The following is a 14,007-nucleotide window of genomic DNA, read 5'->3' as shown; positions in this document are numbered from 1 at the left end:
CTTTGCTAAGTACGAATCCTTCTGGCTAATATTATACCAAGCGCGGCGAATATTATCAAGGGTAATGTTACGGCCAACAGGGGCGGCATGATGCCCTTGTTGCCGAATCCCTCGAACAGGAATTTCACCATGAAGAATCCCAGGCTGGCCATCAGGCAGATGCCGATGCCGGTAAAGAAATTCTGGTTTTTCCGGGCCAGGGCAAACGGCAGGCCCAGGAATATCAGTATCAGGACAATCAGCGGATCGGTCAGCTTGGAGTAATACTGGACCTGCAGGGCGCGGTTGTTGGGCTGCAGGGTAATGAGATTGCCCAGCTGGCGAGAGTTCATATAGGCCGAGGTCTCCTCGACCTTTTCTATGGAGCGCGGAGTCAGGTCGCAGGAAAGCAGGAAGCCCTCGCCCTGAAAGGACCGGGGCAGCGACTTGCGGCGCCCGGTATTGTCATACGAATAAAACGTCCCGTGGTAAAACATCCAGCCCGGGAGCTTCTTTTCCGTCCACTCGGCCCGTTCCGCGATAATCTGGGCCATCAGGTTGCTCTCCGGGTCATACTGATTCACCCAGATGGAATGCATCGTTTGTTTTACATAGTCGTATTTCTTTATGGTAAACTGGTAGGTTGATGCCGGCCCTTCTGATGAGGCGGCCGAGCGGGCCTGGCGGATGAGGAACCGGTCCGAGCCTTCGGACTTGAGAATCTTTTCCGTGATGGTCAGGTACTTGCCCAGATACGGCGTGACCACCTCGTTGACAAAATACATTATGCCGATGATAAACAACACGGCGATAAAGATGGGCAGGACGATACGGTGGATGCCGATGCCGGCCGAGAGCATGGCGATCAGTTCCCGGGTTTTCATCAGGCGGGAAACGGCGATCATCACCGCAATGAGCATCATTATCGGGATGAGTTTATACAGGATTATCGGCAGCCGGATGAGATAATACCTGGGAATGAAGATAAAAACCTCCTGTTGGGTAATCTCGATGAAGTCGCTGATATTGGTGAAAAAGTGAATCACGATATATAAGCCCAGCAGGGCCAGGATGGAGATGGTCAGCGCGAACAGGAAAGCTTTCAGGACATAATAATCCAGTTTCCGGATGTATGAATAAGGCCCGGACAGCAGCAGTTTATTTATCATTCTTGATTATGTAGTAAACCAAAGCCAGGGCGGCCAGTCCGATAATAATATTGCCCAGCCAGACCGAGGCTATGACCGGAATAACGGTTTTTTTCACGCCCAGCAGGTTGGAAAACATGGTCAGCGGATAATAGCCGACAAAGACGACCAGCATGCTGATGCCGATGCCGGCTACTTTGGAGCCCTTGCGGATTAACACGCCGATGGGAATGCCGATCAGGGCGAAGATCAGCGGCGTCAGGCCGCTGGCATAGCGCTGGTATTTGCTGAACAGGACCTGCCGGGTTTTGGTGGGATTGTCTTTATACTGGATGAGCATTTCATCCAGCTCGCTGTCGGTTAAACTGGCCAGGTTTCGGCGGGACGGGGCAAACAGGGTGGAGACGTCCATCTTGTAAATCATCCGGTCGGCCGGCACCAGATGCGGTATGGTTCGTTCTTTGCCTGTCGCGGCGCCTTTTTCCCAGCGGGTGATATAGACTTTGTCTAGGTCCAGCGCGAGTTCGGCCTTGTCTTCGTCAATTTTGAACTTGCCTTTTTGGGCCGAGAGCTCCTCGGTCAAATCCTCTTTTTTCTGGCCGAACTTGAGCAGGCGGACCGACTCGAAAATCCCGTTATCATAGTTCGCATAGGTAATCTTGCCGTCCGGCAGTTTTATCTCGTCCGCCCCGCGGGAACCGGAGAACAGCCGTTTCTCAAACACCGAAATAGTCAACTGCCTGGTCTGGGAATGGCAGTAGGGGATGAGCCGGGTGTTTATCAGGATTACCCCGATGGATAGGATAACGGTCAGGTATAATATTGGCCGGGTTATCCGGCCCAGCGAAATGCCGGATGATTTCATGGCCAGCAATTCATTGTCCTCGGCCAGCCGGCCGAAGACGAATAAACTGGCCAGCAATACGGCCAGCGGAATGATATAGACCAGCGAAATAGGCACAAAATACGGCAGGACCTTGAAGACGAATTCCTCATCCAGAGCCGTATACTTCTGGAACTGGAAGAACGGGACTATCAGCAGAATCACAGCCAGCAGGACCGTGGTAACTATCATGAGATTTATCAGCCATTCCCGGATAACGTATCTCTGAATAATCATGCGTTGAATGATAGCATATCGGCCGGCAGATTGCTACTAAAACTCACCGGTTCATTGGTGTTCGGATGAACCAGGGAAATAAAGGATGAGTGGAGCATCAGCCGCTTGGCCTTGACCGGATAATCCTTGGCAAAGGCAAACTTGCGCTCGCCCACCACCGGATGGCCGATCATCTTGAAATGCAGGCGAATTTGGTTGGTTCGGCCGGTAACCGGCTCCACTTCCAGCAGTGAATATCCGGCCGGGTAATATTTTACCACCTGATATTTGGTGCCGGCCTCGTTGCCTTCCAGCCTGTAATTGATGAATCCGGTTTGTTTCTTGGGGCGGCCCTGGACAAAGGCCAGATATTTCTTGCCCACCTGTTTCTGGTGGAACTGGTCCATCACTTTTTGTTGCATTGCCTTGCCTTTGGCGTATAATATCAGGCCTGAGGTTTCCCGGTCCAGGCGGTGGCAGGGATGGGCCTTGATATTCTGCCCCGGGTATTTGGACGCCAGATAGTTATTTAACAGGTCGGTTAGGGTGTTCGTTTCACCCTTGGGCGTGGGGATGACCAGCAGCCCGGATGATTTGTCCACGACCAGCAGGTAATCGTCTTCAAAGGCGATGGAATATTTCATAATGATTAATTATAATTTGTACAGCCGTTGTGTAAACAGATTAAGCAGATAAAACTGATTAAGCAGAATGACGGAATAAATCTGCTAAATCGGCAGAATCTGCTAAATCCGCTTACTGAATATTATGCAGAATCCCTACGAAACGTCATACAAACTGGCCTGCGAAAAGCTGGCCCAGCTGGATTTGGCTGACGTGGCCTTTAACAGCAGCGCCAGGCTGGCTGACGGCATATTATCTATTGAACTGCTGGGCGAGACCTTTATAATTTCCGCCGAAAGCGGATCCGCCTCTGGCGGAAAAGACCGGGGCAAAAACATAGTTACTTCTTCCGGCCGGGAGCCAAAAATCAGCGAGAAGATCCTGCTCCTGCATTATCTGGTTACGGCCGACGGCTCACCGCTCACCCGGGAGGAGGCCACCCTGGAACATATCCCGGGCGCGGCATTCTATTATCCCACCTACAAGGCGCGCAGTATCGACCTGATTGTCAGGAGATTTGCCGCAGCGCCGGCCGGATTCATCAAGGCTGTGCAGAGTATCGGATTTAACCTGACCCGGGAAGGGCGGCAATATCGGTTTAAGTCACTGGTCCTGCCCAATGTGCCACTGTCTTTTGTGCTCTGGGAATCGGATAACTCACCAGAGCCGGCAATCGAGACTCTTAAGGTGCTCTACGACACCGGCATTACCCATTACCTGCCTTTGGAAGACATAATTATCATTACCGAAATTATTGCCCACCGGATAATCAAGTCAGGCGCTGAGGTCAGCTATCTGAAATAATGGTTGACTTAACCTTTGAGGTAAGATACATTATTATATATGTCCATTGCTTGTTGTGACCATCAGCCGAAAAAAGATACCCCGCCGGCACGCAAAGATATAAACAGCAGCCGGGTGACTATTCCAATTGCCGGAATGCACTGTCCGGCCTGCGCCCTGAATATAGAAAAATCACTGCTCTGCGTCAACGGCGTGATGGAGGCCAGCGTTAACTTCATCGGCGAGAAGGTGGCGGTGCGTTACGACCCGTATCGGACCGATATTGAGCACATCAAAAAAGCCATTACCCGACCCGGATATATTGTCCGGGAAACCGTCTGGGAAAAGACCCGGGCTTATTGGGCGGAACGGATATTCTTTGCCCAGATGGCGCTCTGCGCGGTTCTGGTCATTGCCGCCAATCTGGTCGACCTACTGCATCTGGCGCCTCATCCGCTGGCTTGGGAATTGACCCTATCCAATTTGTTGTCATTAGGCGTTATCATCATCGGCGGTTACACCATATTAAAAGGCGCTATCCAGGCGCTGCTGGTCCGGGACCTGACCGTGTTTACCCTGGTCTCTATCGCCTCTATTGCCGCGGTTATTGTCGGCGCCTATAAAGAAGCCGCCATGGTCATCCTGATTATGCTCATCGGCGAGACCCTGGAGCGATTCGCTCTGCGCCAGAGCCGCAAGGCCACCACTAAACTTCTCAATCTGGCGCCGGTTTCGACGCTGGTCAAACGGGGCACCGACGAAATAAGCATTGAACTGGAAGTCCCTTCTGAAAGCGTCAAGGTTGACGATATTCTGATAATCAAGCCGGGCGCCAGAATCCCGGTAGACGGCGTCATTGTCAAAGGCCAGGGCACGCTTAATGAATCAATGCTGACCGGCGAATCGCTGCCGGTGGAGAAGTCCGCCAAAGATAACGGCGGATCCGCCTCTGGCGGAAAACAATCCGATACGGTTTACAGTGGCACTATTAACGAAGGCAATGCCTTTGAGATGAAGGCCACCAAGACCGGAGACGACACCAAATTCGCCCTGATTAAGCGGCTGATTCTGGAAGCCGAATCGCAGAAGGCGCCTATCCAGCGGGTGGCGGACCGCTATGCCAAATATTTTATCCCTCTGGTCCTGGCCATCAGCGTTATAGTGTTTGTCCTGACTCTCAATATCTATACAGCCATAACCTTGCTTATCGTGGCCTGTCCTTGCGCCCTGGTTCTGGCCACGCCCACCGCGGTAATCACCGGTCTGGCCAATGCCTCGCGCAAGGGCATTCTTATCAAGGGCGGTCAATACCTGGAGGCATTAGGCGGGCTGAATGCGCTCTTGATAGACAAGACCGGCACGCTCACTACCGGCAAACTGGCCGTGACCGATATCGTTCCTGTAGGCAACAATACCGAATCAGACGTCTTATCATTAGCCGGGCTGGCTGAGCGAAGTTCCGAACACCCGATTGCCCGGGCTGTGTTGAATAAAGCAGCGGAATTTAAAATACCGGTTCCGGAGCCCGAGACCTGCGAAATATTCAAGGGCTCGGGTATCAAGGCAACCTGCCGGGATAAAATCATCATAGTCGGCAACAGCCGGCTGATTAGTGAAGAAAAGATTAATATTACACCGGCCGTGAATGAGACAATCGCTCGCCTGGAGGGCCAGGGCAAGACCACCTTAGTAGTAGTGCGCGATAAAAACATCGTCGGCATTATCGGCGTGACCGACACCCTCAAGTCCCAGGCGCCGGAAGCCATACAGAAACTAAAACAGGCCGGGATAAAAAAGATAGCCATCATTACCGGCGATAACCTACGGGTGGCGTCCGCCGTTGCCCAACAGGTGGGCGCTCCGGAATTCTATGCCGGTATGCTGCCCGAAGACAAGGTCAACAAACTCAAGGAACTCAAGGCCCAGGGTTTTAAGGTCGGGATGGTGGGCGACGGGGTCAATGACGCCCCGGCCCTGGCCGCCGCGGATGTCGGCTTGGCCATGGGCGCCTTCGGCTCTGACGTGGCCATTGAAGCGGCGGACGTCTCGCTGATGAGCGATGACCTGTCCAAAATCCCGCAGGCCATTGCGCTGTCCCGCCGGGTCCTGGGCGTCATCAGGCAGAACTTCTCCTTTTCTATTTTATATAATATCGTAATGATGGTCGTGGTGACCTGGTTCGTCCAGCACCAGCACAATATGATCTGGGGCGCGGTGGCGCACCAGCTTTCCTCGCTCCTGGTTATCGCTAACTCCCTGCGCCTGTTAAGATAGGAGTATTATTTGGAACGCTTCTTCTTGGGAGAGGTTTGCGGCATTTCTGTTGGCGTGAAACCGCATTCATCCTTCCAAAGCGTGGCATTGGCATGCGGGTCAACCAGCATCATGGTAAACTTATACGCCCTATTGTCGCTCGTCGTTTCTTGGTTGCTCTTAGCTGCTTGCTGTAAATAATTTGTGGCGGATTGAGTCGAGTATCGTCTCCTGCCGGGGGTATTGGATGGCGGGGTGGCGGCTGCGGCTATGGAAATCACCCCGTACAGATAATAATTCGCCTCCACGGTCGTCTCTTTATCGATAAATCTGACCTTGTCTCCGGCCTTGCCGATTAACAGGCTCCGTTCGGCTTCCGCATATTTCGCGGTGTCAAAAGGCACCTCGCCTTCGGTTTCCAGCGGCCTGATGACGATTAACGGCGGTGTTGACGCCTTGGCAATGGCGTCTGAGGTCAGCAGGCCCAAGGCCATATCCCCGACCCCGTCAATAAATTCCTGGCTGACCTGATTGGAATAAACCACTTGTGTACTATCGGTGTTATATGACGAAACCCGCTCCTTCATCATTCCCCCCGCGGGCATGGCGCAGCCGGTAATCAATAACCCTAAAAACAATACAAAACCCATTTTTATAACCTTATTCATATTTTGGCTCCTTATCTAATCATGATGCGAAGTTAATTGACGATTATTATTAATATCCCCGCGGTTTTAGTCAAGTTATTTTATTGTGTATAAGATTAAATTAGTTTAATCTGGCACTGCCCCTGTCCGATAATATAAAAGGGCATTATAATATGAAAAAGAGCATTCTTGGTTCGGCCGGTCTTATCAGCGCCTGTATCCTGTTGAGCCGGATTCTGGGATTCCTGCGCGATGTGCTCTGCACCGGCTTCTTCGGCCCGGTCTGGGACGCCTTCATCTTTGCTTTCCAGATTCCCAATCTCTTCCGCCGGCTGTTTGGCGAGGGCGCGCTCTCGGCCGCGTTCATACCCACCCTGTCATCCTACATCAACCAAAAACCGTTTTCCGAGGTAGTGCGGTTGATCAATGTTATTATCACCATGCTCTTCGGGTTCCTGGCCCTGATTGCCGGGCTGGTCATATTAACCACCTTTGTTATCCCGTTTATCACGCCTTCGCTGGTTCAGCCGACCAAGGTATTTTCACCGGTATTCCTGAAATTACTGCGCATAATGATTCCCTATATGCCGCTGATCTGCCTGGTGGCGCTGCTCCAGGCTGTCCTGAATTCGTTCAAGCACTTCCTGATGCCGGCCCTGGCCTCGGTGGTCCTGAATATCTGCTGGATCGGCGGGTTTATCATAGCCGGGCAGATCAATACCAGCGATGAGAATAAGGTGGCGATTATTGCCTGGGCTATCCTGGCCGGCGGCATCCTTGAGGTGTTGATTCAACTGCCGCCGCTGTTCAAGCGTAATATCATCTACCGGCCGGCCGTAGATTTCCGGCATCCGGGCCTAAAGGAAATCCTGCGCCTGATGGGACCGGTCGTAATCGGTCTGGCGGTGTTCCAGGTCAACCTTTTTATAGATAACCTGATTGCTTACGCGCTGATTCCGGAAAAAGGCGCGGTTTCGGCGCTCTATTACGGCAACCGGCTGATGCAATTCCCCTTTGCCTTAATCGGCATCTCGCTGGCCACCGCGGTCTTTCCGTTCCTGGCCGAGTATGTGGCCAGGAACGACATCAGCGGGATGTTCAAGGAGCTGAACAAGGCGCTCAGGATTGCCCTGTTCGTGGGGTTTCCGGCTTCAGTCGGCCTGATGGTCCTGGCCGAGCCGGTTATCCACTGGTCTTTTTATTCGCTGCCGTCCGCGTTGTTTCATATCAAGTCCTTTTCCTTGGACGCGGTGTCCCGGACCACCTTTGTCCTGATATTCTACTCCATCGGCATCTGGTCTTATGGCGCGGTCCAGATTACCAACCGGGCCTTCTATTCCCTGAAGGATATGGTCACGCCGGTCAAGGTCGGGATTTATATGGTTATCACCAACTTCATTCTCAATATCATTCTGGTCTTCCCGTTCAGGGAAAGCGGCATCGCCCTGGCCACCACGGTTTCATCCATCCTGAATCTGGTGATACTGCTTTATATCCTGGGGCGGAAAAGCCGGACGATTGCTCCGGAAGCCGGTGGAATATTAAGCGCGTTTATGAAAAGCCTGATTCTGCCGCTCTTCTGCAGTTTGCTGATGGGCATGGTGTGTTACCTGGGATTCAGGTATCTGCCTCCGGCGCCGAATCTTTTGTGGGAGACCGTCCGGGTCCTCGGCCTGGTCGTGTTAGGCATCGGTTCATACCTGGGGTTTTCCAAGATATTCCAGCCACATTTAATGACTGAGGTTATTCACCCCAAGAAGACATCGTAATTCCTGCCATGAAGACACTAAGTTCGCACGGGTTTGTTTTTCCTTTTCGTGCCTTCGTGACTTGGTGGCTAATCTCTGTGGCTAATATTCCCGGAACAGTTTCCCCCATTCCGTTTCCATAAATTTACTGATTCTGTGTTTACCTATCAGCGGATACCAGAGGAAATCGTGATAGAGATTAGAGGCCAGCGGCGCCCAGCCCATCAGCGCCGGATGCAAAGCAATCTTGCCGATGGTCTTTAGCCCGCCCTGGCGCAGCAGCTGGTCGCCCCAGATGACCAAACTCTTCCTGGTCCGGAATCCGAAATCCACGCCAGAGATATCCGCGCCGACTATCTCGATGTTCTTCATCTCGGCATTGCCCAGTCCCATCTCGTTGCAGATTCGGAGGTAATCTATCTTGAGCGGGTCAAAGCCCATCATCTTAGCGGCCACGGCATCCAGCGCCACCGAATCAGCGCCGGCCAGGATGTAGTCCTTGATGACCGGCACCATGGTGCGCGGACCGGCCCCGTCTCCGCAGACCGTGCCGTCCATCACGCTGAATATACCGGGATGCAGTTCCTGCTGCATTATCATCAAATCCACCAGCACCTCATGGATATGTTTGTGGGCATAGTGGCGCGCCTCTTTCAGCAGGCCGCCGAAGGAGTTCTTGATAGCGCCGGTCGTGACCGTATGCCCGTGCGTCTTGACGGTCGGCAGATGGATGATGTTCTTCCCGATAAACATCTCCGGAATCTCAATGCCATCCGGGAATATCTTATCCAGCATCAGGAGATTATGTTTGAACTGGTATTTGACCCACTTAACCTCCGTCAACGGCGTGAAGGCCAGGTTGTATTTATCCAGTACTGGTAGCCAGCGGTTATTCTGCGCGCCCTTAATCGGGTCGGTTACCACGGTCTTATTCTCCAGCGGGAACAGGCGCTCGCGGGCAAAGCCGTCCGCCAGCAGGGTCTGGACCACGCCAGCCAGTTGCCAGGGTTGCGAGGAACAGGCCGGGAAATAACGGGTCCAGGAGAGATTGAGTTTGATAATCGTGTCCTGGTCCGGTGACAGGGTGTTTTTGTAGTCCGCCAGGCGCATCAGTTTCCGGTAATCATCCAGCACCGTGGCTGGCGTGGTCTTAAGAACTGCTATTTTAGAACGCATAAATGCTTTGCCACAAAGACACGAAGTCACTAGGAACAAGATATCATTTACTCTTTATTGCTTTATTGGTTTTGTGCCTTAGTGGCTAATACAAAATTATTATCACCACCGTTACCCACGCTAATATATCAATCAGCAGAGGCTTGTCCGCCAGGATGATATTCTCTGGTTCTCCTCCTTGCTGCTTATGATGTACTAAATACAGATACCGGAAGATTCCGTAGACTACAAAGGGGATGGTCAGGAGCATATTTTGGGAGCCGAGTTTGGCGACCGTCTCCTCGGCCAGGGTATAGAGCGTATAGGCCATAATGGTTGAGGCAGTCAAGGACGAAATCATCTGGTCCAACAGATAGGGCGAATACTCACCCAAGACCGGACGGTGGCTTTCAGGTGTCTCCATTACGGTCATCTCAGCCCGGCGCTTGGAGAAGGCGATGAACAGTGACAGCGAAATGGTGCAGATATAGAGCCAGCTGGAGATGGCGATATTGATAGCTACAGCCCCGGCCACCATCCGCAGGACGAATCCGGTGGCAATCACCAGCGCATCCAGGATGATGACTTTCTTCAGGGCCAGCGAATACAATATCTGCAATAGCGCATACGCCATGACGATATGGAAGAACGGCAGACCGGTCTGGTTATTGATGGGCAGGGATAATTTTGCGGCCCAGCCCAGCGAGACGGCCAATAATATGGTGGCCACAATCAGGGCGGGCAGGATGGGCAGCCGGCCTGAGGCAATCGGGCGCCGGGACTTGATGGGGTGAAGCCGGTCAGCCTTGGCATCCAGAATGTCGTTGATGATATAGCAGGCGCTGCTTAACAGGCAGAAGACTACGGAGGCCTCCAGGGTTTTCAGCAGCAAAGGCATCTCGGTGAAATTACGCGAGAAGGCCAGGGCGGCAAAGACGAACAGGTTCTTCAGCCATTGCTTGGGCCGGAGCGATTCAATAATCGGGATAAGCATAATATGTAATTTATTATAACAGAGACGCTCAAGACATGTCTATTAAATTCAATCCTGCTGACATTGAATAAAAATGGGTGGCTGAACCGGCTATTTTTTCCGGCTCTTATTCTTGAGCAGGACCTTGATCGGCACTTCGCTGATGGATAGTTCCTTGCGCAATTGCTGCTGGATATAGCGGATAGCCTGCTTGCTGAACAGGGCGCTGTTGTTTATCATCAGGGTAATAGTGGGCGGGAATGAGCCGGTCTGGGCCACATAGTATATCTTGGGAATCGGGGCGCCCCGGTGCGCCACCGGCAGAAGCGACTTTATCTTCTCGGCCACCTTGTTCAGGCCCGGAGTCGGGATTTTTATGCCGGCCTGTTGGTAGAGTTCCCGGCTCATCTGGACGATGGAGTCAACATTAAATCCGGTCTTGGCCGAGATGAAGACAATCGGCGCGAACGACAGCGCCGGCAGCACCCCGTCCAGGTATTCCTGGTATTCGCCTGATTTCCGGTCTTTTACCAGGTCCCATTTATTGACCGCGATAATGCAGGGCTTGTAATTTTCCACGATGGAATGGGCGATTTTCTTATCCACCTCTGAGATTTTATCGCGGGCGTCCAGCATAAAGAGCACCACGTCGGCCCGCTGGATGGCCGAGTCGGTCCGTTGCTGGCTGTAGATTTCCACCGCATCTTTGAGTTTCTTCTTTTTCAGGACGCCGGCTGTGTCGATGGCGATAAATTTCTGTCCGTCCTTTTCGAACAGGACGTCAATAGCGTCCCGGGTGGTGCCGGGAATCGGGCTGACAATGGTGCGTTCCTCCTGGGCCAGGTTATTGACCAGGGTGGATTTGCCCACGTTGCGCTTGCCGGCAATGGCGATTTTCAAGGCGTCGTGCGGCGCGGGTCTTGCACATTCTGGCGCCTCGGCGCCATCAGTGTAAACTTTGGGCGTTTCAGGCGTATAACCCCTTAGTTTTTCCCAGAGCTCGTCCAGGCCCCGTTTCTGCAGGGCTGAGACGGCCAGGGGTTCGCCCCAACCGAGCTTGCGGAATTCCCCGAGCCTGGCCTCCAATTGCATGGTATCGGCCTTGTTGATGCACAGGAACACGGGCTTGGTCTGGCGGTGCAGGGTCTTGCTGATTTCCAGGTCCAGGTCGGTCACTCCGGTCCGGATATCGGCCAGGAAGATAATCAGGTCGGCGGAATCCAGGGCGGCATTTATCTGCTGGCGAATCTCGGCCCAGAGCGCCTGTTGCGAGTTGGGTTCGAATCCGCCCGTGTCAATCAATTCCACGGTGAGATTATTCCGGGTGACCTCGGCCGAGATGCGGTCCCGGGTGGTGCCGGCAATGGCGTCCACGATGGCCACCCGGCGCCGGGTCAGGGCGTTAAAGAGAGTGGATTTGCCGACATTGGGCCGGCCGACGATTGCGACGATATTATGCATATATTACCTAATCAGGAAAACTTCGTAACCACGAATAGACACGAATGAACACCAATAATTGGGGATTTATTTTACCCGAGTATTTTTCGTGTGTATTAGTGTTAATTCACTCCGTGGTCACGCTTCGCTTAGTGCGTGGTTGCCTTTTTATACTTTCTTATACTGTGCCAGGACCGCGGATAAGTCATTCTGTTCGGGTTCGGTTATGCCGAAGAATGCCACGCCCATATAATATACCTGCATGGCGAATTTCTGCTCGGACCGGACCACCTTGCCGATGAAATGATAATCCCGTTCCGCCAGGCGCATGAATATCTCCAGTTCGGCGCCCAGCGGCAATAATTTCCGGCTGCCCAGCAACAGGCCGGTGGCGCTGATATTGACGGTCTCGGCCGTGAGTTTGTCAATCCCGGCGGTCTTTACCGGCCGGTATTCAAAGGGAAGTTTAACGGCAAACCTGGGCAATCGACGCCGTTCAATCAGGTAGAGTTTCTTTTCCTTGAACAGGTCCAGGAGCTTGCCGTCGAATTTGGCGTCCCGGCCCTGTTCCAGTATGGCAATGGCCTGTTCGTGAGTCATGGCCTTTTTATACGGCCGGTCCTGGGCCACCAGGGCGTCATAGACGTCGGCAATGGCCAGAATCTTGGCCGAGACGGTCATCTGTTCCGACTTCAGGCCAGAGGGATAACCGGAACCGTCCAGTTTCTCGTGATGGGTCGAGGCGATGTGGGGAATCTCGCGGAGTTCCCGGGCAAAGAACATGTTATCCAGTATTTCCTTGGTCCGGCTGGCATGGCGCTTCATCTCGTCGAATTCCTCGGGCGTGAGCTTGTCGGGTTTAAGCAGCACCCGGTCCGGCACGCCGATCTTGCCCACGTCGTGCAGGGCCGCGGAATAGTCCAGCATCTTCAATTCGGTTTCGTTAAAGCCCAAAGCCTTGCCCAGGTTGATGGCAAAGCGGGCTACCCGTTCCGAGTGGCCGGCCGTGGTCGGGTCCCGGGCATCGATGGCCGAGCCCATGGTCTTGAGGAAACTCTTCAGGGTCAGTTCCTGTTCCTGGTATAACTGGGCGTTTTCCACGGCTACCGCGGCCTGGGCGGCCAAGGCCATTATCAGCGCCTCGTCTTCGGCCAGGAAAACGCCCCGCCTTTTATTCAGCACCTGCAAGACCCCGACCGTTTCGTTCTTGTGGTTGAGCATTGGGGCGGTCAGGATGTTCCGGGTTTTGAATCCGGTCTGCTTGTCCACGGCCGGATTAAAACGCGCATCCTTGTAGGCGTCCGGGATATTGACCAGCGAGGAATTCTTGACCGCGTAACCGGCGATGCCCTTGTCGGCCGGGAACCTGATTTCCGAGGCCTCTTTCAGCTGGGCCACTTTGGTATAGAGCTCGTTGGTATCGTAATCCATCAGGAAGATGGAACTGCGTTCGGCGCCCAGGATGACCGTGGCGTTTTCGATTATCAGCTTAAGCAGGCGGTCGATGTCCTTTTCCCGCATCAGGGCGCTGCTGACCTGCAGCAGCATGGTCAGCTTGTCAATCCTGATGGTCGAGGAAACCGCCCGGTCAATATTACATTTATCCATAAAAATGTGTATATCTTATTTAGCAGCGGGAATCAAGTAAACTGGACTATAAATTCAGATGCGATTATTTTACTTGACAATATTACAAAAATATGGCTGGATAATTATTATGAAAGTGGCTGACAACATACCGGCTTTCAGTATCGCGGTGGTGGCGCAGTTAACCGGCACGCCGATTCGCATGCTCCGGGAATACGAAAAACAGGGATTAATCAGGCCCAAGAAAATCAACAACCGCCGGATGTACACCGGCTGCGAGGTGGGATTTGTCAAGGACATCAGGTATTACCTGACCGAGCGGCGGATGACCATCAGCGGCCTGAAGGAGTTCTACCTGCGGGCCGGCTGCTGGGAGATTAAGCGCTGCCGGCGCCCCAAATGCCCGGCCTACGGCAATATCCGCAAACATTGCTGGCAGGTGGTCAAGAATCATAAAGGCTGCAGCCCGGAAATCTGCCCGTTCTGCCCGATTTTTATTATCAAGACCGGTGAAAAAAATAACAAAGACGCCAATGCGATAAGCCCAATGGCTTATCCGGAGGAATAATCT

The 14,007-nt window shown here is 53.0% G+C and carries 12 protein-coding genes; 4 read left to right on the top strand and 8 right to left on the bottom strand.

Going from position 1 to position 14,007, the window contains the following annotated elements; genetic code table 11:
* Positions 1-5: 5 nt before the first annotated feature.
* The 3 genes from HZA49_02740 to HZA49_02730 are packed head-to-tail and all read right to left on the bottom strand — an operon-like array spanning position 6 to position 2,870.
* Positions 6-1,148: an LptF/LptG family permease gene (locus HZA49_02740; GenBank protein ID MBI5778354.1), complete on the bottom strand. Its 1,143-nt coding sequence runs from the start codon at positions 1,146-1,148 to the stop codon at positions 6-8.
* On the bottom strand, positions 1,138-2,247 hold the full coding sequence (locus HZA49_02735; protein MBI5778353.1) for an LptF/LptG family permease: 1,110 nt from the start codon (positions 2,245-2,247) through the stop codon (positions 1,138-1,140). The genes HZA49_02740 and HZA49_02735 overlap by 11 nt, the downstream gene beginning before the upstream one ends.
* Positions 2,244-2,870: an RluA family pseudouridine synthase gene (locus HZA49_02730; GenBank protein MBI5778352.1), complete on the bottom strand. Its 627-nt coding sequence runs from the start codon at positions 2,868-2,870 to the stop codon at positions 2,244-2,246. The genes HZA49_02735 and HZA49_02730 overlap by 4 nt, the downstream gene beginning before the upstream one ends.
* A 124-nt stretch (positions 2,871-2,994) precedes the next feature.
* Between HZA49_02730 and HZA49_02725 the strand changes: the two genes are divergently transcribed.
* Together HZA49_02725 and HZA49_02720 are read left to right on the top strand one after the other, a co-directional pair.
* Positions 2,995-3,654: a DUF3786 domain-containing protein gene (locus tag HZA49_02725; protein MBI5778351.1), complete on the top strand. Its 660-nt coding sequence runs from the start codon at positions 2,995-2,997 to the stop codon at positions 3,652-3,654.
* Positions 3,655-3,693: 39 nt separating this feature from the next.
* Complete coding sequence (locus HZA49_02720) at positions 3,694-5,907, top strand: cation-translocating P-type ATPase (GenBank protein ID MBI5778350.1); 2,214 nt, start codon at positions 3,694-3,696, stop codon at positions 5,905-5,907.
* Positions 5,908-5,912: 5 nt separating this feature from the next.
* Here the strand turns inward: HZA49_02720 and HZA49_02715 are convergent, their stop codons facing one another.
* Positions 5,913-6,554 (bottom strand): hypothetical protein, encoded by a 642-nt coding sequence (locus HZA49_02715; protein ID MBI5778349.1) that lies wholly within the window; start codon positions 6,552-6,554, stop codon positions 5,913-5,915.
* Between the two features lie 152 nt (positions 6,555-6,706).
* Between HZA49_02715 and murJ the strand changes: the two genes are divergently transcribed.
* Positions 6,707-8,302 carry a murein biosynthesis integral membrane protein MurJ gene (gene murJ / locus HZA49_02710; protein MBI5778348.1) on the top strand — a complete coding sequence of 532 codons (1,596 nt, stop codon included), beginning with the start codon at positions 6,707-6,709 and terminating at the stop codon, positions 8,300-8,302.
* An 81-nt stretch (positions 8,303-8,383) separates the two neighbouring features.
* Here the strand turns inward: murJ and HZA49_02705 are convergent, their stop codons facing one another.
* The 4 genes from HZA49_02705 to HZA49_02690 all read right to left on the bottom strand — a co-directional run bounded on the left by HZA49_02705 (position 8,384) and on the right by HZA49_02690 (position 13,457).
* On the bottom strand, positions 8,384-9,457 hold the full coding sequence (locus HZA49_02705; protein ID MBI5778347.1) for a DUF362 domain-containing protein: 1,074 nt from the start codon (positions 9,455-9,457) through the stop codon (positions 8,384-8,386).
* An 85-nt stretch (positions 9,458-9,542) separates the two neighbouring features.
* Positions 9,543-10,430 carry a decaprenyl-phosphate phosphoribosyltransferase gene (locus HZA49_02700; protein ID MBI5778346.1) on the bottom strand — a complete coding sequence of 296 codons (888 nt, stop codon included), beginning with the start codon at positions 10,428-10,430 and terminating at the stop codon, positions 9,543-9,545.
* A 90-nt stretch (positions 10,431-10,520) separates the two neighbouring features.
* Positions 10,521-11,870, bottom strand: a complete 1,350-nt coding sequence (gene der / locus HZA49_02695) for a ribosome biogenesis GTPase Der (GenBank protein MBI5778345.1) — start codon at positions 11,868-11,870, stop codon at positions 10,521-10,523.
* A gap of 147 nt (positions 11,871-12,017) precedes the next feature.
* Entirely contained in the window at positions 12,018-13,457 is a 1,440-nt protein-coding gene (locus HZA49_02690) for an HD domain-containing protein (GenBank protein MBI5778344.1), read from the bottom strand.
* A gap of 109 nt (positions 13,458-13,566) precedes the next feature.
* Here HZA49_02690 and HZA49_02685 point away from each other — a divergent pair, with 109 nt between their 5' ends.
* Positions 13,567-14,004, top strand: a complete 438-nt coding sequence (locus HZA49_02685) for a MerR family transcriptional regulator (GenBank protein ID MBI5778343.1) — start codon at positions 13,567-13,569, stop codon at positions 14,002-14,004.
* The last annotated feature ends 3 nt before the right edge of the window (positions 14,005-14,007 follow it).

Source organism: Planctomycetota bacterium, from assembly GCA_016235865.1.
Lineage (GTDB): Bacteria > Planctomycetota > MHYJ01 > JACQXL01 > JACQXL01 > JACRIK01.
This window is presented reverse-complemented; position numbering and strand designations above follow the sequence as displayed.